Below are 21,921 nucleotides of genomic sequence, written 5' to 3'. Positions count from 1 at the left end.
ATACCCATTCCTTCATGATTAATCACTGAGCCAGATAAAATGGGTCCATGGAGCTCCGGCATGTCCGCTACGTCCTCGCCCTCGCCGAGGAGTGCCACTTCGGCCGCGCCGCCCAGCGGCTGCACGTGGCGCAGTCCGCGCTCTCCCAGCAGCTCAAGCAGTTGGAGCGGGAACTCGGCACGACGCTCTTCACCCGCTCCACACGGCGGGTCGAGCTCACCGAGGCCGGCCGCCAGCTGGTCACGTACGCGCGCTCGATCCTGGCCGAGGTCGAACGGGCCGAGGAGCAGATGGCGCTGCTGGCCGCCGGCCGGGCGGGCCGCGTGTCCATCGGGTTCGTCGGCACGGCCACGTACGACGTCCTGCCGCAGATCGCCCGTACGGTACGGGCGCAACTCCCCGACGTGGCCCTCGAACTGCGCGGTGAACTGCTCAACCCCGAACTCGTCGAAGGCCTGCGCAACGGCACCTACGACCTCGCCCTCCTGCGCTCCGACACCCCGACGGACGCCGCCATCGCCTTCACTCCTCTGCGGTCCGAACGGCTGGTGGCCGCCCTGCCCGCCGGCCATCGGCTGGCGGGCAGGAGCCGGATCCCCCTCGGGGAACTCGCCGACGAGCCCTTCGTCGTCCATCCCTCCCGGGACCGCTCGTCGATGCACGGCCGGGTCCTCGACGCCTGCGCCCGCGCCGGCTTCGTACCGTCACCGCTGATCGAGGTGGGCGAGACCTCCACCCTGGTCGTCTTCGTCGCGGCCGGCCACGGGGTCGCGCTGGTCCCGGAGTCGGTGCAGAGCCTCGCTCTCGACGGTGTCGCCTACGTGCCGCTCACCGAGGCCGAGACCGTCACGCTCGGGCTCGCCCGCCGGGGCCGGCGGAACTCACCGGCGACCGAGCGGGTCGCGGCGATCGTCGAGCAGCACATGAGGCACTGACCGGCGCGAGGTGGACGGGTCACAGGCCGAGGCGGTGCAGTGCGCGGGCGACATGGCCGCGCAGGGCGCGGTCCCAGCCCGGGACGTCGCCGGTGACCTCACCGTCGTAGGCCTGGACGAGCACGGTGAGCGCCTCGTCGGGCAGGGCCGTCGCCCGGTGGCGGGCCAGGGCGACGGCCGCCGTGACCCGTGTCGTCTCGTGAGGGGACGTCAGGCATGCGGTCAGGGAGGCCAGTTCGCCGGTGCCGAGGGGTCCGGGGAGATGGGCCAGCGCGAGGTTGGCCGAGGCCCGTGCGGCGCCGCTGTCGAGCGGTACGGTGGTGAGCGCCTCCGCCAGGCCCGGGATGCGTGGGTACCAGACGGCCAGGGCCGCCGCGCGGGACACCACTACGGGGTCGGGGTCCCGTAGCCAGGCCAGCACGGATGCCGTGTGGCGTTCGACCGCGCGGTAGGCGTCGGCGGCCCACAGCACCACCACGGCGTCCCCCACGTCCGCGATGGAGTCGACGTCCGGGTCGTCCTCCTCGTAGAGGACCCGGATCACCTCCCGCTCGTCCGCCGGACCGACCCGGTCGGCCTCGGCGAAGGCGTGCCCGGGGTCGAAGGGCAGGTCGTCGTCGCTCGGATCGCCGAGGGCGACGGCGTGCAGCAGGTAGAGCACGGCGGCGCGGTCGGGCGTCCCGGGCCTGTCGACGAGCGCGACCAGCGGAGCCACCGCATGAGCGCTCGCCTGCCAGCGGGTGCCCTGGTGGTACACGTTGCCGGTGAGGGCCGACACGGCGGCGGCGCGCACCTCCGGATCGGCGTCGGCCAGCGCGGCCAGCTGCCCGGGTACGTCGTCCGCCGGGCCGTAGGCGTGATGGAGGCGGGCCCAGTCGACCGGGGGCGGGAAGCTCACGGGCGGAGCCTACGCCAGGGCCGGGACACCGGCCCCGGTTCTCAGGTCACGGGCAGTCCGTAGGCCCGGTCGAAGTGCTGGGCCACGAGGTGTCCGGCTCCGTCGCAGGAGAGCTGCCAGTCGTTGACGCCGGTTTCGCGGCCGTCGGTGAAGTTCCACAGCAGGCGGCCGGAGGCGGTGTCGATGGCGTAGAAGCCGTTCTTGTTCTCGAAGGCCGGGACGTACACGGCGTGCGCCCCGACCGCGATCGGGCTGTCGACGTTGAGACGGGGGGTCTCGCAGAACCAGCGCCGGGTGCCGTTCGCCGCGTTGAAGGCGTGGACGCCGTAGGGATCGGTGCCGGTGGCGTACACCGTGTTGCCCCCTGCTCCGAGGGAGGCGAACATGCCGCGTTCGGCCTTCGCCTGCCAGCGGATCTTTCCGGTGTTCAGGTCGAGCGCGATGAACTCGGAGCCGATGGCGAAGACGGTCTGGCCGAGTACGGCGAGACCCGGCCGCAGGTCGTAGCCCACCTGGTGCCGCCAGCGCAGGCTGCCGCCGTCGCGGGTGGAGCGGACGGAGACGTTGCGCAGTCCGTCGGCGTAGACGAAGGAGTCGGGGGTGATGACGGGCTGCAGCGGAATGCCGACGTCCTCGGGGTTGATGGGGATGACGAGGGCCTGGTGGGCCTGGAGGTTGACGCCGAAGACCGTGCTGGTGGAGGTCGCGACGCCCTGCTCCGCGGACTGGCGTTGCAGGCTGGCGCCGAGGACCGAGACCTCGTAGCCGTCGTAGCTGCCGAGCAGTTGGTCGAACTGGTAGTCGTCACCGAAGTCGAGGGTGAACCGCTCGGCGCCGCTGGCCGGGTCGACGCCGATCAGCGTCGAGCCGGTGCCGAGCGCGACCGCGGCGCCGTAGGTCAGCAGGACGGGGGTGGGTGAGAGGCTGATGCCCTGGTAGACCCACTTGGGCTGGGAGCCGTTCTCCAGGTCGAGGCAGATCATGGTGCCGGGGCGGGTCTTCATCAGGGCGGTGCCGTTGGTGAAGACGGCCGGGGCCTGCAGCAGCGGGCCGCCCCGGTAGACCCAGGTCGGCTCCGGGGCCGGCCCCAGCGGGCGCACCGCCTGTCCGTCCGTGTGCTTTCTCCGGGCGGCCACGAGGGCCGCGCCCCCGATGAGCGCCGTGCCCGCGGTCGCGGCCGCGGCGAGGATCGCCCGCCGGGAGACTCCGGAGCGGGCGGGGGCGCGATGGTGACCGGGCGCGGCGGAACGTTCCGGCGCGGGCTCCCCGGCGAGGACATAGGGTTCCGCTTCCGTCAGTTCGCCGGCGGGCCCCCCACCGCGGTCGCCCTCGGCTCCAGCGGCGGCCCCGGGGAGGCGATCCGCGCCGACTCCGTAACCCCCGGCTCCGGCGCGGCGATCCGGACCGGTACCGGCGCCCGCCGCTCCGGCACGGCGATCCCGACCGGTGCCGGCGCCCCCCGCACCGGCACGGCGATCCCGGCCGATGCCTGCACTCCCTGTTCCGGCGACTCGATCCGCGCCGGCCCCGGCACCCCCCGCTCCGGATGGGCACCCCGAGCCGGTCGCACCGCTCCCGCCCCGGCCGTCGGTGACGGCGGTGTCGTACGACGACCAGCCCACCGTCGCGTACGCCGACCCGCGCCCGCTGGACGTGGGAGCCTCCAGGTCGGGCATGTCGGCCGGGGCGGCCGCACTCCGCGTGAGGTGGTCGAGGTCCCTCGCGGCGGCCACGCGGTCGGCGACCATGGCGGCCACCGGCGCGGGCAGCCAACCCTCCGTCAGCACCTGTTCGGCGCCGCCGGGAGCGCAGGCCGCGGAGAGCCGGTCGGGGCTGATCCGCAGGGCCGGGTCCTTGGCGTGACAGAGGCTGAGGATCTTGTCCAGCGGCTCAGGAACCAGCGTCAGATCGGCGGAACCGTGGACCACTTGGTAGAGCAGCGCGGCCCCCGCGGCTCCGCCGAACGGGGTCCGCCCCGACGCGGCGAACGCGAGCACCGAACCGAGACAGAAGATGTCCCCCTCCGGCCCCATCTGGTCACCGGTGGCCTGTTCGGGACACATGTAGTCGAGGGAGCCGAACAGGGATCCGTCGCCGGTGAGTTCGTAGCCGTCCCGGGCGCGGACGATACCGAAGTCGATGACGCGCGGGCCGTCCGCGGCGAGCAGCACGTTGGACGGTTTGAGGTCGCGGTGCACCAGCCCCTCGGCGTGCACCGCGATCAGCGCCTCGGCGATTCCGGCGCCCAGCGCGAGGACCGTCTCCACCGGCAGCGGCCCGTGTGCGGCGACCGCCTCGGCCACGGTGGGGCCGGGTACGTAGACGGTGGCGAGCCAGGGCGTGTCGGCGTCCGGGGCGGCATCCACCACGGGTGCCGTGTAGATGCCGCCGACGGCCGCCGCGGCCGCCACCTCGCGCCGGAAGCGGATCCGGAAGTTCTTGTCCTCCGCCATCTCGGGGCGGATCACCTTGACCGCGACGGTGCGCCCGTCCGACGCCCTCGCCAGGTAGACCCGGCCCATGCCGCCGGCTCCGAGCCGAGCCACGAGACGATAGGGACCTAGCTTCTCGGGATCTTCTGGGCGCAGTGGTTGCATGCCCTCAGCCGCCTGTTCTCGGTGGTGACGGGCGGGAGTCCCGCCCACGCTGCGGGGGAAGGCCCTGTGGGGGGTCTGAGAAACAGACTAGATGCTGGAGTGGCGGACGAGACCACCTCCGGGCGTCCCCTGCCGATTACCTGGAGGTAGGCGTTCAGCCCGTCTTCCACTTCCGGAAAGCAATGTGACGCCGCGTCAGAGATCGGGTGACACGTGCCCGCCCTGCGGGAACAGTGCGCGATGAGCAACAAGTGCAGGATGAAGCCACCGACGCGTCCGCATACCTCCGATGTGTTGAAGGTCACCCCGCTTCGCGAGCCGCCCACCGAGGGCCGGCGTGTCCATCCGTGCGGGTAGGGTCACCGGCATGACCGATTCCGCAGCCGACCCCAAGAGCCGAGGGCCACGCAAGCGACTGCACTACGGCGAGGGGCGCGAGGCGCTGCTGAACGCCGCCGTGCGGGTGGTGGCGCGGGGTGGACTGCGCAAGCTCACCTACCGGGCCGTGGCGGAGGAGGCCGGGGTGACCCACGGTCTGGTCGTGCACCACTTCGGCTCGCGCGACGCGCTGATCGAGGAGGCCCTCGCCCACACGATCCGCACCTCGCTGAGCACCAGCTCCCTCGAACCGGGCACCGGCAAGGTCGCGGACTTCTCCACCGGCCTGTCCGAGATGGTCACGGCGGATCCGGACACCCAGGCGTTCCAGTACGAGCTGCTGCTGGAGTCCCGCCGCAGGCCGGAGCTGCTGCCGCAGATCCGCGAGCTCTACGACCAGTACTTCGACGCCGCCCAGCGGGAGCTGAGCCGGATGCTGCCGGACGGAGCCGACCGGGCGCTGACCCGGCTGGTCTTCGCCGCGCTCGACGGCCTGGTCCTGCATCAGCTCGTCCTCGGCGAGCCCGAGGTCACGGACGCCGCGCTGGAGGAGCTGCGCTCCCTGCTGCGGCTGCTCGACGCCGACGGGGACGACCCCCGCCCCTGACCCTCCGACCCGCACGCCTCGAGGCCCCGGACGTTGCCGCGTCCGGGGCCTTTTCGCGTTTCCGCGCGAGACGTCGTTCGATCCCGCACGAGTAAAGAATCGGTTACGGGCATCCCGGGCGTTGACGCAGCTGTCCATTTGGATAATTCTCGGGGTCCATGACCTCCGAAGCCCCCGCAGTCGACCTGCTCCCGTTCCGCGACCCCGACTACCGCGCGAACCCCGCCCCGTACTACGCCCGGCTCCGCACCGAGGCGCCCGTCCACCGGCACCCGGCCGGCGTGTACGTGGTGTCCCGCTACGAGGACGTCGCACGGCTGATCCGCAACCCCACCCTCAGCGTCCACAAGCTCGACTTCGGCGTGGCCGATCCGCTGCACGACACGGTGCTCGGCCAGGACGCCCCCGACCACACCCGGCTGCGCCGCATCACCAACCGCTGGTTCACCCCCAAGGCGGTCGAGGAGTGGGCCAAGGTGATGCAGGCGTCCGTGGACACCGTGCTCGACGAGGCGGCCGGGGGCGACGGAACCCTGGACGCGGTGAACGACCTCGCGCTGCGCTCCACCTTCGAGACGATCTGCCACATCTTCGGCGTCGAGCCCGTCAAGGCGCTGGAGATCCAGCAGGCCACCTACGACATCGGCCTGAGCCTCGGCCCCGGGTCGGACGAGGAGGACTGGCGGGTCACCGGTGAGGCCTTCGCCTGGTACGAGGAGCACATCCGCGGCCTGATCGCCCACAAGCGCGCCCACCCCGGCGACGGCCTGGTCGACGCCTTCCTCGCCGAGCGGGACGCGGGGAACATGAGCGAGCAGGAGGTCGTCTCCTCCATCCTGCTCTTCTTCGCCGTCGGCCACCTGGACATCAAGCACCTCATCGTGCAGGGCGTCCGGCGGATGGCGGAGCACCCCGAGTACGTGGGGATCTACCGCGACCGGCCCGAGGCCCGGGCGGGCTTCGTCGACGAGGTGCTGCGCACCGAGACGCCCGAGCAGATGGTGGCCCGGCTCACCACCCAGGAGACGGTCATCGGTGACACGACCGTGCCCGCCGACGAGGTCCTGATCCTGCTCATCGGGTCCGCCAACCTCGACCCGGAGGCGTTCCCCGACCCGGACCGCTTCGACCACACCCGCCCGGCCACCGCGAGCCGGCACCTGGCCTTCGGCTCCGGACAGCACGGCTGCGCGGGCCAGGTGCTCGCCCGCGCGCAGGCCGACGTGGTCTTCACCTCGCTGGTGCACCGCTTCAGCGCGATCGAACTCGTCGGCGAGCCGGTCTTCGCCCACACCGAGTTCCTGCGCAGCGTCACCCACCTGCCGGTCCGGCTGCTGCGCTGACCCCGCGCGCCGGACCACCCCTCCCCCGCAGCACGACACCAAGGAGTCACCATGCGCGTCGAAGTCGACCTCAGGAAGTGCCAGGACCACGGCCAGTGCGTCTACGCCGCCCCCGGCCTCTTCGCCCTCGACGAGGAGGGACGGCTGACCCTGCGGACCCTCGCCGCCGACGTCTGGTCGGCGGACATCGACGAGGCGAGCGCCGACGAGCTGCGGGAAGCCGCCGACGTCTGCCCGCTGCAGGCCATCACCGTCCACGAGTAGGAGAGCCGACCGCCCGGCCGGGGCGACCGCCGGGTTACGGCTCCGTAAAAGACGGACCGGCCGAGAGAAATCCCGCCGCACCCCCTTGCCAAACGGATAGTTCCCGCCCACGATGAGGCAACTCGTTTGGCTCTAAACAATCTCCCATCCCTCCCCGTCCCCGACAGGTGATCCGAGTGGACAGTCAGACGGCGGTCGCCCCGCACACCACGCAAGACCCCTCCACGGCAGGCAGGCTCAAGCCCGACTCGCTCGGCGTCCTGGGCATCCTCTTCTTCGTCCTTTCCGCCCAGGCACCGCTCACCGGCATCGCCGGAGCCGTGCCCATCGCCATCGCCATCGGCAACGGGGCGGGCGCCCCCGCCGCGTATCTCGCGGCCGGCGTGGTGGTCCTGCTGTTCTCCATAGGCTTCGTCGCGATGGGCCGCCACGTCGTGGACGCCGGCGCCTTCTACACCTACATCGGCAAGGGGCTGGGCCGCACGACCGGCTCCGGCAGCGCCGGCGTCGCCCTCTTCGCCTACTGCGCGGTCCAGGCCGCCATGTACGGACTCTACGGCGCGACCGTGAGCGGCCTGGTCGAACACTACGCCGACGTACACATCGCGTGGTGGGTCTGGACGCTGGTGACCATGGTGGTCGTCCAGGTCCTCGGCGCCGCCGGCATCGAGATGGGCGCCAAGGTCCTGGCCGTGTTCGTCCTCGCGGAGTTCAGCATCCTGATCGTCTTCGCCCTCGTGACCCTGTTCAAGGGCGGCGGCCCCGAGGGGCTCGGCTTCGGCGACAGCTTCTCGCCGCACGCCGCGCTCCAGGGCGCCCCCGGTGTGGCCCTGATGTTCGCCGTCGCGTCGATGTTCGGCTTCGAGGCCACCGCCATCTACGGCGAGGAGGCCCGCGAGCCCAAGAAGACGGTCCCGCGCGCGACCTACCTGTCGGTCGCGGTGGTCACCTGCTTCTTCGCCTTCACCTCGTGGATGCTGGTCTCCGCGCACGGCGCGTCCCAGGCGACGGCCCAGGCGGGCAAGGCGCTGGAGTCCGGCGACGCCACCGCCTTCGTCTTCGCCCCGATCACCGCCCAGTTCGGCGCCTGGACCGGCGACGTGCTGCCCATCCTGCTGGCGACCTCGCTGTTCGCGGGCATCCTGGCGTTCCACAACTCCGCCAACCGCTACCTGTTCTCCCTGGGCCGTGAGGGTCTGCTGCCGCGGGGCCTGACCACGCTCAACCGGCGCCACTCCCCCTGGGTGGCCGGCATCGTCCAGACGGTGATCTCGGTGGGGCTGGTCATTCCGTTCGCGCTCCTGGGCAAGGACCCGGTGCTGACGCTCTTCTCCTGGTTCAGCGGGGTCGCCGTGCTGGCGATCATGCTCCTCTACTTCCTGACCTCCGTCTCCGTGGTCGTCTTCTTCCGCCGCTCCGGTGCCGACACCCGGCCCTGGAACACGCTGGTCGCCCCGATCCTGGGCGCGCTCGGCATCGCCGGGGCGATCTGGCTGATCATGGAGAACTTCACCACGCTCATCGGCGGCGACAGCACCACCGCCCTCTGGCTCCAGCTCACCGTCCCGGCGGTGCTGGTCCTGGGGCTGATCGCGGCCCGGCTGACCCGGCACCAGCACTCCGCCACCGGCTGACCGGGCACCACCCCGCGGCCGGCGGCCGGCCCGGACCCCCGCGCACGGCGGAAGGGCGACCCGGACGCCCCGTACACGGCCGACGGCCAACCCCGACACCCCGTACACGGCCGACGGCCAACCCCGACACCCCGTACACGGCCGACGGCCAACCCCAACGCCCCGTACACGGCCGACGGCCAACCCCGACACCCCGTACACGGCCGACGGCCAACCCCAACGCCCCGTACACGGCCGACGGCCAACCCCAACGCCCCGTACACGGCCGACGGCCAACCCCGACACCCCGTACACGGCCGACGGCCCGACCTGGCCGTCCCACGAGCGGCCGCCTGTCAACCCCGCCCTCCCGCGCACAGCCGGGCGGCCGACCCCGACGCCCTCCCCACGGCCGACGGCCGGCCCGGCCTCTGCCGCACACGGCCGACGGCGGCACCACTCCCCAGGTGCCGCCGTCGGCCCACTCACCTCATCGATTCGGACCACCAGGAAGAGGAGAGCCGATGCCGGCCCTCACCCACGACGAGCTGCTGCGTCACGCCAAGGATCTGGACCCGCCCGCCCAGCACCACATCGACGGTGTGGACGAGCCGGGCGGCGGAGCCACGTTCGCCGTCGTCTCGCCGCGCGACGGCCAGGTCCTCTCCCAGGTCGCCGACGCCCGCGACGCCGAGGTGGACCTGGCCGTGGCCGCCGCGCGCCGGGCCTTCGACTCCGGCCCCTGGCCCCGCCTCTCGCCCACCGACCGCGGCCGGGTCCTGCTGCGTGTCGCCGACCTCCTGGAGGAGCGGCGGGAGCGGCTCGCCCTGACCATCAGCCTGGAGATGGGCAAGCCGATCACGGACGCGTACGGGATCGAGCTGCGCGCCGCGATCAACACGTTCCGCTGGTACGGACAGCTGGCCGACAAACTCACCGACGAGTCGCCGCACACCTCCCCGGACGCCCTGGCGCTGGTCACCCGGGAACCGGCGGGTGTCGTGGGCGCCGTCGTCCCGTGGAACTTCCCCCTGACGCTGGCGAGCTGGAAGGTCGCACCGGCACTGGCCGCGGGCTGCACGGTCGTCCTGAAGCCGTCCGAGAACTCACCGCTGTCCGCGCTGCTGCTGGGCCGGATCGCCACCGAGGCGGGACTGCCGCCGGGCGTGCTCAACGTCGTGACCGGGGACGGGCCGGTGGCCGGCCGGGCGATCGGGCTGCACCCCGATGTCGACGTCCTGGCCTTCACCGGTTCCACCGCCGTCGGCCGCCACTTCCTGCGCTACGCCGCCGACTCCAACCTCAAGCGCGTCTGGCTGGAGCTGGGCGGCAAGTCGCCGAACATCATCCTTCCCGACGCCCCCGACCTGGAGAAGGCCGCCGCCACCGCCGCCTGGGGCATCTTCTTCAACCAGGGCGAGATGTGCACGGCCCCCTCCCGGCTGCTGGTGCACTCCTCCGTCGCCGAACGCGTCACCGAGGCGATCGTGGCCCGGGCCGGCGAACTGCGGGTCGGCGATCCGCTGGACCCGGCGACCGAGATGGGCGCGCTGGTGGGCGAGAGCCATCTGGAGCGCGTCCTCGACCACATCGGCACCGGCGTCGACGAGGGCGCCCGGCTGCGGGCCGGGGGCGGTCGCACGCTGGCCGGCACCGGCGGCAGTTTCCTGCGCCCCACCGTCTTCGACCGGGTGGAGCCCGGCATGCGGCTGGCCCGCGAGGAGATCTTCGGACCGGTCCTGTCCGTCCTCACCTTCGACGACCTGGACGAGGCGGTCCGGCTGGCCAACGCCACCGAGTACGGCCTCGCCGCCGGCCTGTGGACCTCCGACCTGTCCACCGCCCACAAGGTCTCGCGCGCGCTGCGGGCCGGCACGGTCTGGGTCAACTGCTACGAGGAGGGCGATCTGACCGTCCCCTTCGGCGGCATGAAGCAGTCGGGCAACGGCCGCGACAAGTCCGTCCACGCGATCGAGAAGTACACCGAACTGAAGACCACCTGGATCCAGCTGTGACGACACCCGTACGCCCCCTGATCGCGATCCCCGCCCGCTTCTCCGCGACGACGTCCGCGCTGCGGTACGCGGCGGAGGTCAACGCCCGCGCGCTGATCGAGGCCGTCTGGCGGGCCGGCGGCGAACCGGCGAGCATCCACCCCGCCGCCGGGGACAGCGCGGAGGTGGCCTCCCGCCTCGCCCGCTTCGACGGCGTCCTGCTGCCCGGCGGCGGCGACCTCGCCCCGCACCGCTACGGCGCCGCCGACACCCACGCCGACGTGTACGACGTCGACGAGGTGCAGGACGCCTTCGACCTCGACGTCGCCCGCACCGCACTGGACCTGGGTCTGCCGCTGCTGGCGATCTGCCGCGGCCTCCAGGTGGTCAATGTCGCCCTCGGCGGCGCCCTGGAGCAGGACATGGGCGGCCCGGCGCGCGAACACCGGCACGTCGTGCACCCGGTGGCGATCCGGCGCGGCACCCTGCTGGAGCGGGCCACCGGCGCGGAGAAGGTCGAGGCGTCCTGCTACCACCATCAGCGGGTGGACCGCACCGGGGCGGGACTCGAGGTCACCGCGCGCGCCGCCGACGGAACCATCGAGGGACTCGAACTCCCGGACGTGCAGGGGTGGTTCACGGCCGTCCAGTGGCATCCCGAGGACACCGCCCACGAGGACCCCGCCCAGCAGGGTCTCTTCGACGCCCTCGTACGGGCCGCCGGAGACGGACGCTGACACCGGCATGGCTCTCTTCGGCAACAGACGCGACAGAGCCCGCCTCGCCCCCGAGCTCGACGACGCCGCGCTCGGCAGGGTGGTGCGGGGCGTCCTCTCCTCACGGGGAGCGGGACCGCAGGACCTCGCCATCGCCCGGGTCGAGCAGCTGCTGAAGGAGACCGGGACCGACTGGGACCGCCGCTGCCATCGCGTCGCCGTGCTCGCGCGGGCCGCCCCCGCGCTGGCCCGGGGATGGCGTTCGCGACGGCCGCACGACCCGGACGCGCTGGTCCTGCACGCCTGGTCGGAACTGGCCGAGGATCCGTGGGCCGCCCTGGCGGCCTGCCGGCTCGCCGCCGCGGCCCACCCCGCCGACCCCACCCCGTGGGTCGGCGCCCTCGCGGCCCTGCGGCAGCTCCGCCGCACGAGGGCGGAACTCGCCTCCGTGTGGCAGGAGATCACCGCCCGCGACTCCTGGCACCGGGAGGCGCACCTGCAGATCCTCGGCTATCTCTCGCCCGAGGAGCAGGGCAGCCAGGCGGCGCTGCGCGAGTTCCTGGACGACCTCGTCGCCGTAATACCGCCCGGCGCACCCGCGGCCTGCCTGCCGCTGACGGCGGCCGTACGGCAGTACCACCGCGACCTCGGCGGTGGCGGTATCCGGGCGCTGGGAGCGAGCCGTCACTGGTCCCAGCCGCCCATGCCCGCCCTGCTCGACCAGGCGCTGACCCAGTGGCTCCCTCCCGGCCGCCTCCGGCACGCGGCCGCCGTGGCGGACCTGGGACTGCTCGCCTACGCCCTGGCCCGAGCCGGCCGCCGCGACGACGCGGCCACGGTGTTCCCGGCGACCGGCGGCCTGGTCACCGCCTGGCCGTGGGGGTACGACGGCGATCCCGTCGAGCGCTACACCTACTGGAGCCGTGTGTAGGCGGGTGTACGAGTGCGTCGCCCCGGCCCGGTTCCCGGGCCTGTCCGGGCCGGAGCCGCACGCACGCCCGCCCGTCAGCCGCGTTCGGCGGCCTCGACGAGGTTGGTCAGGAGCATCGCGCGGGTCATCGGGCCCACGCCGCCCACCGGAGGGGCGAGGGCGCCGGCGACCCGGTCCACGTCCGGGTGGACGTCGCCGAGGATGCCCTCGACGGTGCGGGTGATGCCCACGGACAGGACCGTGGCGCCCGGCTTGATCCAGTCGGGCGTGACGAGGTGGGCCACGCCGGCGGCGGCCACGACGACGTCGGCGACGCGGGTGTGGGCCGCGACGTCCTGGGTCGCCTCGTGGCACAGGGTCACCGTGGCGTGTTCGGTGCTGCGGGTCAGCATCAGGCCGAGGGGACGGCCCACGGTGATCCCGCAGCCGATGACGCAGAACTGCCGCCCGGTGATCGCCACGCGGCCCCGGCGCAGCAGGTCGATGATGCCGCGGGGCGTGCAGGGAAGCGGCGCCGGGATGCCGAGCACCAGGCGCCCGAGGTTCGCCGGGTGCAGCCCGTCGGCGTCCTTGGCGGGGTCGATGAGCTCCAGTACGGCGTGGGTGTCGAGGTGGGCGGGCAGTGGAAGCTGCACGATGAAGCCGGTGCAGGCCGGGTCGGCGTTGAGCCGGCGGACCGCGGCCTCCACCTCGGCCTGGGTGGCCGTGGCGGGCAGTTCCACCCGGATCGACACGATGCCGACCCGGGCGCAGTCGCGGTGCTTGCCGCCGACGTAGGAGTGGCTCGCCGGGTCGTCGCCGACCAGGATCGTGCCGAGGCCGGGGGCGGCACCCCGGCGCTTCAACGCCTCCACCCGGCCGGTGAGTTCGTGCTTGATGTCGGCCGCGGCGGCCTTGCCGTCGAGCAGGGTTGCAGTGGTCACCGTGAGGGCCTTTCAGGCGAAGACGACGGTGCGGGAGCCGGTCAGGACGACGCGGTCCTCCGCGTGCAGTCGCACGGCCCGCGCCAGGACGACCCGTTCGACGTCCCGGCCGATGGCGATCAGCTCCGGCGCGGTGTGGCGGTGTCCGACGCGCACGACGTCCTGCTCGATGATCGGCCCCTCGTCGAGGTCGGCGGTGACGAAGTGGGCGGTGGCGCCGATGAGTTTGACGCCCCGGTCGTGGGCCTGGTGGTAGGGCTTGGCGCCCTTGAAGCCCGGCAGGAACGAGTGGTGGATGTTGATGACCCGGCCCGACAGTCGGCGGCACAGGTCGTCGGAGAGGACCTGCATGTAGCGGGCGAGGACCACGAAGTCGATCCGGTGCCCGGCGACGAGGCGCAGCAGTTCGGCCTCGGCCTCCGGCTTGCCGGCGCGGGTGACCGGGAGGTGGACGTACGGGATGCCGTGACGCTCGGCGATCGGGGCGCAGTCGGGGTGGTTGGAGACGATCAGGGGGATGTCGACGGGGAGTTCGCCCAGGTCCCACCGGTAGAGGAGGTCGACCAGGCAGTGGTCGAACCTCGACACCATGAGCAGGACCCGGCGGCGCTGTTCCTCGGGCCTCAGGGACAGCACGGGATCGAAGCGGGCCAGGCGCAGGGCGAGTTCGTCACGCAGTCCCTCGGCGTCCTCGCGGGGGGTCTCGAGGCAGACGCGGAGGGTGAAGTCGCCGGTGTCGGGATCGGAGAACTGGGCGCTCTCCAGGATGTTGCCCCTGGCCTCGGTGATGCCCCCGGAGAGCGCGTGGACGATGCCCGGCTGGTCCGGGCAGCGGAGGGTGAGGATGTGGCGCTGCATGGCTGCGGTGTCTTCCTGATCAGGCGCGTACGCGGGCGCGCTCGGGGTCGTACACGGGCGTGGGCCGGACCGTGGCGTCGGCCGGGGAACCGTCGGCGGCGACAGCGGTCAGGCTGGTGCCGGACCGCGCGGCGTCGCGGTGGACGCGGGCGAGCCCGAGCGTGGCGCCGTCGAGCGCGGGCGACGCGACGGCCATCGTCACGTGGCCGACGTGCCGCCCGTCCAGCTCCAGCCGGGCGCCCTCGGCGACCTCCGGTGGGGCGGCCACGACGACGCTGACGACCCGTCCCGTCGCCCCGTCCTTCTTGGCGAGCAGCGCGTCCCGGCCCTGGAAGGGGCCCTTGCCGAAGTCGACGGCCCAGCCCATCCGGCACTCGAACGGCGTGACGGTGCGGTCGTACTCCAGCTCGCCCATGATCATCCCGGCTTCGGTGCGGCAGGTCAGGAGCGCGGCCGCGCCGAAGGGCCGCACGCCGAGATCCGCGCCGGCCTCCAGGACCGCGTCCCACAGCCTTGGCGCCCGCTCGCGGGGCACCTGGATCTCGTAGCCCAGTTCGGCGGTGAACCCGAGTCGGCCGACCTGTGCGGGCATGCCCGCGACGAGGGTGTCCTGGAGGAGCGTGTAGTACGGGAACGCCTCGTTGGAGACGTCCACGTGGGTGAGTCGCTGGAGCACCTCGCGGCTGCGGGGCCCCTGCAGGGTCAGGACGGCGGACTCGTCACGGCGTTCGGTGACGGTGGTTCCGGCGGGGGCGTGTGCGGTCAGGGACTCCTGCGTCGAGGGGTTGCCGCCGGTGACGACGACATGGCCGGGCGCGAGGACGGCCACGGTCACGTCGTCCAGCATCATGCCGTCGGCGTCGACGACCACGCCGTACGCGATGCGTCCCGCGCCGAGACCGCGCACGCTGCGGGAGAAGACCGCGTCGACGGCCGCGACCGCGTCCGCACCCTCGACATGCCACTTGTAGAGCATCGAGTAGTCGGAGGCGCCGGCCGCGGTGCGGATGGCCTCGTACTCCTCGGCCGGGTCGCCGATCGCCAGGGGCACGGCGTGCCCGTAGACGTCGATCCACTCCTCGACGCGGTCGGCGTACCGCGGCGAGAACGGGGTGCCGCGCAGTCCTTCGGGCAGGGGCATGGGAACTCCAGGGAAGCGAAGGGGGGAAGGCACAGCCGAGAATCTATCCATCTGGATAACTTGTCAATAGGATAGATTCGAGGACCGAAGGAGAGAGGGGGTGTCCATGGCGGTGGAAGACGGCACCGACCCGGACGCCCGGCCCGGATACGGTCGGGGGCGGGAGGCGCTGCTGGCGGCGGCCGTCAGGGTCGTGGCGCGCGGCGGCCTGCGGAAACTGACGTACCGGTCCGTGGCCTTTGAGGCCGGGGTGACCCATGGGCTGGTCGTGCACCACTTCGGTACGCGCGACGCCCTGCTGGAGGAGTCCCTGCGCTGGGCGGTACGGCGCAGTATCGAGACGTCGTCACTGGTGCCCGCCGGCGGCAGGCTGGAGGACTTCGCCGCGACGCTGCCCCGCTTCATCGCCACGGATCCGGAGCTGCAGGCGTTCCAGTACGAGCTGAAGCTGGAGGCGAGCCGCAGGCCCGCACTGCAGCGGCACGTCGACGCGCTCTACGACGCCTACCGCGACGCCGTGCGCGAGGCCCTGGCCTGCTTCGGGCTGCCCCCGGAGCTGGCGGAGCTCGTCTTCGCGGCCCTGGAGGGACTGGTCTTCCACCAGGTCACCTCGGGCGACGCGGGGCGCACCGAGGAGGGTGTCGCGGCGCTGCGCCGGCTCCTCGCGGCGTACCGCGCACAGGGGCGGGACCGCTCGCCGGTGGAGCGGTGGCCGTCGTCCGGCGCGTCCTGACGGCTCTCAGTCGTCGAGCCCGCCCCGCTTCACCAGCTGGTTCACGATGACGTTCCGCTGGATCTCGTTGGTGCCCTCGCCGACGATCATCAAGGGGGCGTCGCGGAAGTAGCGTTCGACGTCGAACTCGGTCGAGTAGCCGTAACCGCCGTGGATGCGGACGGCGTCGAGGGCGATCCGCATGGCCGTCTCGGAGGCGAAGAGCTTCGCCATGCCCGCCTCCATGTCCACGCGGCGGCCCGCCTCCGCCTCCCGGGCCGCGTACAGGGTGAGCTGGCGGGCGGCGGTGAGCGAAGTCGCCATGTCCGCCAGGTAGTTGCCGATCGACTGGTGCCGCCAGATCGGCTTGCCGAACGCCTCGCGCTGCTGGGCGTACGCGAGCGCGTCCTCCAGTGCCGCCCGGCCGACGCCGAGGGCGCGGGCGGCGACCTGGAGACGGCCGGTCTCCAGGCCCTTCATCATCTGCGCGAAGCCCTTGCCCTCCATCCCGCCGAGCACGGCGTCGGCCGGGGCGCGGTAGTCCTCGAAGGACAGCTCGCAGCTCTCCACGCCCTTGTAGCCGAGCTTGGGCAGGTCGCGGGAGACCGTCAGGCCCGGTCCGTGCTCGGCCAGCAGGATCGACACTCCCCGGTGTGCGGGGCTCGCCGCCGGGTCCGTCTTGCAGAGCAGCGCGATCAGCCGGGAGCGGCGGGAGTTGGTGATCCAGGTCTTCGCGCCGTTGACGACGTAGCCGCCCTCGGGGTCCTTGCGGGCGACCGTACGCATCGTCTGGAGGTCCGAGCCGCCCTCCGGTTCGGTCAGCGCCATGGTCGCGCGGATCTCTCCGCCGGCCATCCTCGGCAGATAGCGCCGCTTCTGCTCCTCGGTGCCGAAGTGCAGCAGCAGCTTGGCGACCACGGTGTGCCCGCCCGTCGCACCGGCCAGGCTCATCCAGCCGCGCGCCAACTCCTCGGTGACCAGCACGTAGCACGGGGTGGAGACGGGTGTGCCGCCGTACTCCTCGGGGACGGCGAGGCCGAAGATCCCGAGCTGCTTCATCCGCTCGATCAGGGCCTCGGGATAGGTGTCGGCGTGCTCCAGCTCCCGCACGACCGGTTTGACGTCCTTGTCGACGAAGTCGCGCACGGTACGCACGACGAACCGCTCGTCCTCGGACAGGAGGTCCAGGGTGCTCATGCCGTGACGCTCCCCTCCGGGCCGTGGCCGAGTTCGGCCAGGATGCTCTCGGTGTGCTCGCCCTCCGCCGGGACGGCACCCATGCGGGGGGTCACACCGGCCAGGTCCACGGGCGGGACGAGCGCCGGGACAGTGACGCCCCCGGGGATCGGCACCTGCCGCCAGCGGTCCCGGGCGGTGAGCACGGGGTGGGCCAGGAAGTCCTGGACGTCGTTGACGCCGGCGTTGGCGATGCCCGCCGCGTCCAGCAGGTCCCGCACCTCGCCGCTGTCCGACGCGGCGAACCGCTCGGCGACGATCGCGTTCAGTTCGTCGCGGTGGGCGACACGGGCCGGGCCGGTGGCGAAGCGGGGGTCGTCGACGAGACCGGGCGCCTCGAGGAACCGCTCGCACAGGGCGGCCCATTCGCGTTCGTTCTGGATGGAGAACAGGACGTCCCTGCCGTCGGCGGCCGTGTAGGCGCCGTAGGGGGCGATGGTGGCGTGCTGGGTGCCGACCCGCGGGGGCTGGGCGCCGCCGAAGCGTGTGTAGTAGGCGGGCTGGCCCATCCACTCCGCGAGCGCCTCGAACAGCGAGACCTCGACGGCCCGGGCGACCCCGGTGGTGGCCCGGGTGAACAGGGCGGTGAGGATGCCGGAGCAGGCGTACATGCCGGCGGCGATATCGGCGATGGAGATCCCCACCCGGGCGGGTTCCCGCGGGCCCCCGGTGAGCGAGACCAGGCCGGTCTGGCACTGCACCAGCAGGTCGTACGCCTTGCGGTCGGCCCAGGGGCCGCTGGAGCCGTAGCCGGAGATCGAGCAGGCGATCAGCGACGGGAAGCGGGCGCGCAGCGCCTCCGCACCCAGCCCCAGCCCCGCGGCCGCCCCCGGTGCCAGGTTCTGCACGAACACGTCGGCACGGCCCATAAGTCGCTCCAGGACATGCCGTCCGTGCTCCGACTTCAGGTCGAGGGTCAGGGACTCCTTCGACCGGTTGAGCCACACGAAGTAGCTGGACTCGCCGTGCACGGTCGTGTCGTACCGGCGGGCGAAGTCGCCGCCCCCGGGGCGTTCCACCTTGATCACGCGGGCGCCGAGGTCGGCCAGCTGACGGGTGGCGAACGGCGCGGCGACCGCCTGCTCGACGGTGACGACGGTGATGCCGGCGAGCGGCAGTGCTTGCGGCGGCTCGGTCATGTGCGGACCTCCGGGCTTCTCCGGTACCGGAACCCCATCATGCGTGCTCATGGGAGCCCCGGTGAAATAGCGAGTTCTGATGGCACCATGCCGGGTGAGGATGGCGGGTGCGGATGGCGGGCGGGAGAACCGATGGACCTCAAACAGCTCAAGGCGCTCGTGACGGTCGCCGAGGTGGGCAGCGTCACCCGGGCCGCCGAGCTGCTGCACCTGGTGCAGCCGGCCGTGACCCGGCAGATCCGCACCCTGGAGGAGGAGCTCGGGGTCGCGCTCTTCGAGCGGACCCGGCAGGGCATGCGGCCCACCGAGGCCGGGACGGTCATGGTGGAGCGGGCCCGGCGGGCCCTGAACGAGCTGGAGCGGGCCCGTGCCGAGGTGCAGCCCGCCCCGGGCGCGGTGACCGGTGTCGTCACCGCCGGCCTGCTGGAGAGCACGACCGATCTGCTGGCCGAGCCCCTCGTCTCGGCCCTGGCCAGGGATCATCCGGGCATCGAACTGCGCCTGATGACGGGCTACTCCGGGCATCTCCAGCGGTGGCTGGACGACGGCGACCTGGATCTGACGCTGCTCTACGACCTGGACAGCACACCGTCGCTCAACGCCCGTCCGCTGGTGCGGGAGCGTCTGTGGGTGGTCGCCCCTCCGGGCGCCGGACTGCGTGCCGACCGTCCCGTGGCCTTCGCCGAGGTCGCGGCCCGTCCGCTCGTGATGCCCGCGCCCGGCCATGCCCTGCGCGCGCTGATCGACGCCGCGGCGGCGCGGGCGCGGGCCACCATGGACGTGGTCGTGCAGACCAACTCCATGCGGGTGCAGAAACAGCTCGTCCTGGCCGGGCACGGCTGGACCGTCCTGCCGGGCGTCGGCATCGCCGAGGACGTGGTGCACGGCACCCTGAGTGCCGCGCCGCTGGGCGAGCCGGAGGTGTGGCGCTCGATCGTGCTCGCCACCCCCCGGGCCGGACGGACCCCGCCCGCCGTCCAGGTCGTCGCCCGTGAACTGGTGGCGCGGATCGAGTCGGCCGTGGCCCGCGGCAGCTGGCCGTCCGCGCGGCCGGCCCATGCGAGCTGAGCATGGAGGGATCACGCCTTTCTATTGTTCAACCCCTGCCGGCACGACTGACGATGAAAGGCATGAGCCCGACACACGACGTCGCCGGCAAGAACACGTCACTGGCCTCCCATGTGGAGTCCTGGCGTCCCGAGCCGGTCAGGGACGAGGACGCCCTGCCGCCCGGCCCGGCGGCGGCGCTGTCGGCGCTGCTGGATCTCCCCGAGGCCGCAGCGGCTCCCGGTGAGCCGCTGCCGCCCCTGTGGCAGTGGCTGTACTTCCTGCACTGGCCGCCGCAGCGGGCCCTCGGCCCGGACGGGCATCCGCGCGACGCGCGCTTCCTGCCACCGATCCCCGGGCGGCGGCGCATGTTCGCCGGGGGTCGCTGCGAGATCGGGGAGCCCCTGCGGCTCGGTGAACCGGCCGAACGCGTCAGCGGTCTGGCCGCGGTCACGCCCAAGCACGGCCGCAGCGGGGAACTGCTGTTCGTGACCGAACGCCAGGAGTTCCGGCAGCACGGCCGTACCTGTCTGGTCGAGGAGCAGGACATCGTCTACCGGTCCGGGGACGGAGCGCCGCCGAGCCGGCCGGTCACGGTCGACGACACGGCCGTACCGGAGCCGGAGGGCCCGTGGCTCTCGCGCCTGCGCCCGGACGAGACCCTGCTGTTCCGGTTCAGCGCGCTGACCGCCAACGCCCATCGCATCCACTACGACGCCCCGTACTGCCGTGACGTCGAGGGCTACCCGGGGCTCGTCGTCCACGGGCCACTGCTGGCCCTGCTCATGCTGGAACTGGTCCGGGCGCACGCCCCGCGGCGGCGGGTGCGGTCGCTGTCGTACCGGCTGCACCGGCCCGCGTTCGCGGGCGAACACCTCCTCGCCGACGGCACCCCCACCGACGGCCGGGCCCGTCTGCACACCGCCACCCACCGCGAGGCCCGGCACGCCACGGCCGAGGTGTCCTTCGTATAGCAGGCCCTGCCCCGGGGGGTTCAGAGGTCCACGACGAGTCGCGGGGTGAGGTCGCGGGGTCGTGTCCACGATCGAGCTCGTCGTCCACCGGCTCATCGCCGAACCCGAGGCCATCGACGGTGACCGGCTGGAGAACGAACTCGTCGCCATGCTCACCCGCTATCTCACGGCCGCGCCGGCGGTCTGAGGCGCCGGGCGCCCCCCACGTGATCCAATCGGGGGAAGGGCAGGCCGGTGAGCGGCGAGGTGGGCGTCATGACGAGCGAGTGGCTGTTGCGGCTCAGGCCGGACGGGGACCAGGACCGGTACACCCCGGACTCCTCGCCGGCGACGGTCGCGGAGGCCGAGGCCGATCTGGGGCCGGCCGCCGTGGCCTGGGCGGTGGAGACCGCGGCCGGGGCGGCCGAGAAGTGCGCACGTCAGTCGCCCGAGGTCACCGTCGGCCCCGTGGGCCTGCGCACGGCCCGCCGGTCGGCGGAGGCGTGCTGCATCGCGATCCTGCGGGGGCTGCTGCACGACACCCCGCCCCACCGGATCCAGGCCCCGCCCGAGGCGGTCGACGGCAACCGCGAGCTGGTGCACCGCGGGGTGGCGCTGGACCGTGTCCTGCGGGCCGTGTGGACTTCCCATGTCCACACGTACGAACGGCTGTTGACCGCGCTGCGGCGCCTGGTGGAGCCGGACCGGTGGGCGGACGAGAGCGAGCGCATCACCCGGCTCTCCTTCGCCTACGTCGACGAGCTGACCGCGCTCTTCACCACGCAGTACGCGGCGGAGCGCGAGCACTGGGCGGGCAGCCGGACGGCGGCCCGCCGGCAGCTCGTCGACGACCTCCTCGCCGGCCGCCAGGCCGCTCCCACGACGGTGAAGCGCACCCTCGGGCTCGATCTGGACCACCACCACCTGGCCGCCGTCCTCTGGTCGGATCCGCCCGAGCGGGACCAGGAGGGCCTGTTCCCGCCCTTGCACCGGCTCGCCGCCGACGTCGTCGGCGCCTCCGGTGCCGAGCAGTCCCTCGTCCTGCCGACCGGGGCGTCCGAGGTGTGGGTGTGGGCGAGCCGGCAGCAGCAGCCGCCGGACGACCTCGTGTCGGTCGTCGGTGAGGAGCTGAGGGCGCGGACCGCGCGGTGGCCGGCCGGGGTGTACGTGGCGCTGGGGCCGTGCGCCCCGGGCCGCGAGGGCTTCCGCGCCGGCCATCTCGCCGCGCGGGAGACCGAGCGCGTCGCGCAGGCCCTCGGTGAACCCGGGGTGTACGCCTATGCCGACATCGCGGTGCTGTCCCTGCTGACCGCCGTCCCCGAGCACGCCGAGCGCTATATGCGCGAGGTCCTGGGATCGCTGGCCGAGGCGGGGGCCAAGACCGCCGAGATCCGCGAGACGCTGCGTCTGTACCTGGCGCACGGCCGCAGCCGGGCCCTCGCCGCCGAGGAGCTGTTCGTGGCGCCCAACACCGTCGCCTACCGGGTCAAGCGCGCCGAGCAGCTGCTGGGCCGGCCCCTGCCGCAGGACCATCTGCCGCTGCGGCTGGCGCTGGAGATCGGCCGGGTCATCGCTCCCTGAGCTTTGCGTCCGGGCGACAAGGAGGTACCGCGTTTCTGTCGTCCTGCGCCGAGGA

General features: G+C 72.9%; 20 protein-coding genes. 13 read left to right on the top strand and 7 right to left on the bottom strand.

What is annotated here, in order from left to right:
- Positions 1-47 precede the first annotated feature (47 nt).
- A complete protein-coding gene (locus tag ACIRF9_RS25610; protein ID WP_403826615.1) occupies positions 48-935 on the top strand; it encodes a LysR family transcriptional regulator in 888 nt (295 codons plus the stop codon).
- Between the two features lie 19 nt (positions 936-954).
- Here ACIRF9_RS25610 and ACIRF9_RS25605 read toward each other — a convergent pair whose 3' ends face one another.
- Positions 955-1,833 carry a hypothetical protein gene (locus ACIRF9_RS25605; protein ID WP_403826612.1) on the bottom strand — a complete coding sequence of 293 codons (879 nt, stop codon included), beginning with the start codon at positions 1,831-1,833 and terminating at the stop codon, positions 955-957.
- Between the two features lie 41 nt (positions 1,834-1,874).
- Positions 1,875-4,379, bottom strand: a complete 2,505-nt coding sequence (locus ACIRF9_RS25600) for a PQQ-binding-like beta-propeller repeat protein (RefSeq protein ID WP_403826609.1) — start codon at positions 4,377-4,379, stop codon at positions 1,875-1,877.
- Between the two features lie 418 nt (positions 4,380-4,797).
- Between ACIRF9_RS25600 and ACIRF9_RS25595 the strand changes: the two genes are divergently transcribed.
- The 7 genes from ACIRF9_RS25595 to ACIRF9_RS25565 all read left to right on the top strand — a co-directional run bounded on the left by ACIRF9_RS25595 (position 4,798) and on the right by ACIRF9_RS25565 (position 12,276).
- Positions 4,798-5,415, top strand: coding sequence for a TetR/AcrR family transcriptional regulator (locus ACIRF9_RS25595; RefSeq protein ID WP_403826606.1), 618 nt, complete (start codon positions 4,798-4,800; stop codon positions 5,413-5,415).
- 158 nt (positions 5,416-5,573) lie between these two features.
- On the top strand, positions 5,574-6,758 hold the full coding sequence (locus ACIRF9_RS25590) for a cytochrome P450 (RefSeq protein WP_403826603.1): 1,185 nt from the start codon (positions 5,574-5,576) through the stop codon (positions 6,756-6,758).
- Positions 6,759-6,809: 51 nt separating this feature from the next.
- Entirely contained in the window at positions 6,810-7,022 is a 213-nt protein-coding gene (locus ACIRF9_RS25585) for a ferredoxin (RefSeq protein WP_403826600.1), read from the top strand.
- Between the two features lie 176 nt (positions 7,023-7,198).
- Complete coding sequence (locus tag ACIRF9_RS25580; protein WP_403826597.1) at positions 7,199-8,656, top strand: APC family permease; 1,458 nt, start codon at positions 7,199-7,201, stop codon at positions 8,654-8,656.
- A gap of 503 nt (positions 8,657-9,159) precedes the next feature.
- Positions 9,160-10,650 (top strand): aldehyde dehydrogenase, encoded by a 1,491-nt coding sequence (locus tag ACIRF9_RS25575; protein ID WP_403826594.1) that lies wholly within the window; start codon positions 9,160-9,162, stop codon positions 10,648-10,650.
- Complete coding sequence (locus ACIRF9_RS25570) at positions 10,647-11,366, top strand: gamma-glutamyl-gamma-aminobutyrate hydrolase family protein (RefSeq protein WP_403826591.1); 720 nt, start codon at positions 10,647-10,649, stop codon at positions 11,364-11,366. The genes ACIRF9_RS25575 and ACIRF9_RS25570 overlap by 4 nt, the downstream gene beginning before the upstream one ends.
- A 7-nt stretch (positions 11,367-11,373) precedes the next feature.
- On the top strand, positions 11,374-12,276 hold the full coding sequence (locus tag ACIRF9_RS25565) for a hypothetical protein (RefSeq protein ID WP_403826588.1): 903 nt from the start codon (positions 11,374-11,376) through the stop codon (positions 12,274-12,276).
- A 74-nt stretch (positions 12,277-12,350) separates the two neighbouring features.
- On the opposite strand, the gene ACIRF9_RS25560 is transcribed toward ACIRF9_RS25565, so the two are convergent.
- Genes ACIRF9_RS25560 through ACIRF9_RS25550 form a run of 3 tightly spaced genes read right to left on the bottom strand, consistent with a single transcriptional unit; the run spans position 12,351 to position 15,198 of the window.
- Positions 12,351-13,199: a bifunctional methylenetetrahydrofolate dehydrogenase/methenyltetrahydrofolate cyclohydrolase gene (locus ACIRF9_RS25560; RefSeq protein WP_403826585.1), complete on the bottom strand. Its 849-nt coding sequence runs from the start codon at positions 13,197-13,199 to the stop codon at positions 12,351-12,353.
- Positions 13,200-13,211: 12 nt separating this feature from the next.
- Positions 13,212-14,057 (bottom strand): formyltetrahydrofolate deformylase, encoded by an 846-nt coding sequence (purU, locus tag ACIRF9_RS25555; RefSeq protein ID WP_403826582.1) that lies wholly within the window; start codon positions 14,055-14,057, stop codon positions 13,212-13,214.
- A 19-nt stretch (positions 14,058-14,076) separates the two neighbouring features.
- The gene (locus tag ACIRF9_RS25550; protein ID WP_403826579.1) at positions 14,077-15,198 is read right to left on the bottom strand and encodes an aminomethyltransferase family protein; all 1,122 of its coding nucleotides are present in this window, start codon (positions 15,196-15,198) and stop codon (positions 14,077-14,079) included.
- Positions 15,199-15,304: 106 nt separating this feature from the next.
- On the opposite strand from ACIRF9_RS25550, the gene ACIRF9_RS25545 reads away from it, so the two are divergent.
- Positions 15,305-15,931, top strand: coding sequence for a TetR/AcrR family transcriptional regulator (locus tag ACIRF9_RS25545; protein ID WP_403826576.1), 627 nt, complete (start codon positions 15,305-15,307; stop codon positions 15,929-15,931).
- A 6-nt stretch (positions 15,932-15,937) separates the two neighbouring features.
- On the opposite strand, the gene ACIRF9_RS25540 is transcribed toward ACIRF9_RS25545, so the two are convergent.
- Together ACIRF9_RS25540 and ACIRF9_RS25535 are read right to left on the bottom strand one after the other, a co-directional pair.
- Entirely contained in the window at positions 15,938-17,107 is a 1,170-nt protein-coding gene (locus ACIRF9_RS25540; RefSeq protein ID WP_403826573.1) for an acyl-CoA dehydrogenase family protein, read from the bottom strand.
- Entirely contained in the window at positions 17,104-18,285 is a 1,182-nt protein-coding gene (locus ACIRF9_RS25535; protein WP_403826570.1) for a CaiB/BaiF CoA transferase family protein, read from the bottom strand. Before ACIRF9_RS25535 ends, ACIRF9_RS25540 begins: the two co-directional genes overlap by 4 nt.
- A 132-nt stretch (positions 18,286-18,417) precedes the next feature.
- Here ACIRF9_RS25535 and ACIRF9_RS25530 point away from each other — a divergent pair, with 132 nt between their 5' ends.
- The 4 genes from ACIRF9_RS25530 to ACIRF9_RS25515 all read left to right on the top strand — a co-directional run bounded on the left by ACIRF9_RS25530 (position 18,418) and on the right by ACIRF9_RS25515 (position 21,866).
- On the top strand, positions 18,418-19,353 hold the full coding sequence (locus tag ACIRF9_RS25530; RefSeq protein ID WP_403826567.1) for a LysR family transcriptional regulator: 936 nt from the start codon (positions 18,418-18,420) through the stop codon (positions 19,351-19,353).
- Positions 19,354-19,415: 62 nt separating this feature from the next.
- Positions 19,416-20,306, top strand: coding sequence for a hypothetical protein (locus tag ACIRF9_RS25525; RefSeq protein ID WP_403826564.1), 891 nt, complete (start codon positions 19,416-19,418; stop codon positions 20,304-20,306).
- 61 nt (positions 20,307-20,367) lie between these two features.
- Positions 20,368-20,493 carry a hypothetical protein gene (locus ACIRF9_RS25520; RefSeq protein WP_403826561.1) on the top strand — a complete coding sequence of 42 codons (126 nt, stop codon included), beginning with the start codon at positions 20,368-20,370 and terminating at the stop codon, positions 20,491-20,493.
- A 68-nt stretch (positions 20,494-20,561) separates the two neighbouring features.
- Complete coding sequence (locus ACIRF9_RS25515; RefSeq protein WP_403826558.1) at positions 20,562-21,866, top strand: PucR family transcriptional regulator; 1,305 nt, start codon at positions 20,562-20,564, stop codon at positions 21,864-21,866.
- Positions 21,867-21,921 lie beyond the last annotated feature (55 nt).

The organism is Streptomyces sp. NPDC096132, assembly GCF_044763345.1.
Taxonomy (GTDB): Bacteria; Actinomycetota; Actinomycetes; order Streptomycetales; family Streptomycetaceae; genus Streptomyces.
Note: the sequence above shows the minus strand (reverse complement) of the source record. Positions and strands in the feature narration are given on the sequence as shown.

Bases quoted from the DNA above. Each gene is read 5' to 3' on its own strand.
- ACIRF9_RS25610 (WP_403826615.1), top strand. From the start codon at position 48: ATGGAGCTCCGGCATGTCCGCTACGTCCTCGCCCTCGCCGAGGAGTGC.
- ACIRF9_RS25595 (WP_403826606.1), top strand. From the start codon at position 4,798: ATGACCGATTCCGCAGCCGACCCCAAGAGCCGAGGGCCACGCAAGCGA.
- ACIRF9_RS25590 (WP_403826603.1), top strand. From the start codon at position 5,574: ATGACCTCCGAAGCCCCCGCAGTCGACCTGCTCCCGTTCCGCGACCCC.
- ACIRF9_RS25585 (WP_403826600.1), top strand. From the start codon at position 6,810: ATGCGCGTCGAAGTCGACCTCAGGAAGTGCCAGGACCACGGCCAGTGC.
- ACIRF9_RS25575 (WP_403826594.1), top strand. From the start codon at position 9,160: ATGCCGGCCCTCACCCACGACGAGCTGCTGCGTCACGCCAAGGATCTG.
- ACIRF9_RS25565 (WP_403826588.1), top strand. From the start codon at position 11,374: ATGGCTCTCTTCGGCAACAGACGCGACAGAGCCCGCCTCGCCCCCGAG.
- purU (WP_403826582.1), bottom strand. From the start codon at position 14,057: ATGCAGCGCCACATCCTCACCCTCCGCTGCCCGGACCAGCCGGGCATC.
- ACIRF9_RS25550 (WP_403826579.1), bottom strand. From the start codon at position 15,198: ATGCCCCTGCCCGAAGGACTGCGCGGCACCCCGTTCTCGCCGCGGTAC.
- ACIRF9_RS25545 (WP_403826576.1), top strand. From the start codon at position 15,305: ATGGCGGTGGAAGACGGCACCGACCCGGACGCCCGGCCCGGATACGGT.
- ACIRF9_RS25540 (WP_403826573.1), bottom strand. From the start codon at position 17,107: ATGAGCACCCTGGACCTCCTGTCCGAGGACGAGCGGTTCGTCGTGCGT.
- ACIRF9_RS25535 (WP_403826570.1), bottom strand. From the start codon at position 18,285: ATGACCGAGCCGCCGCAAGCACTGCCGCTCGCCGGCATCACCGTCGTC.
- ACIRF9_RS25530 (WP_403826567.1), top strand. From the start codon at position 18,418: ATGGACCTCAAACAGCTCAAGGCGCTCGTGACGGTCGCCGAGGTGGGC.
- ACIRF9_RS25525 (WP_403826564.1), top strand. From the start codon at position 19,416: ATGAGCCCGACACACGACGTCGCCGGCAAGAACACGTCACTGGCCTCC.
- ACIRF9_RS25515 (WP_403826558.1), top strand. From the start codon at position 20,562: ATGACGAGCGAGTGGCTGTTGCGGCTCAGGCCGGACGGGGACCAGGAC.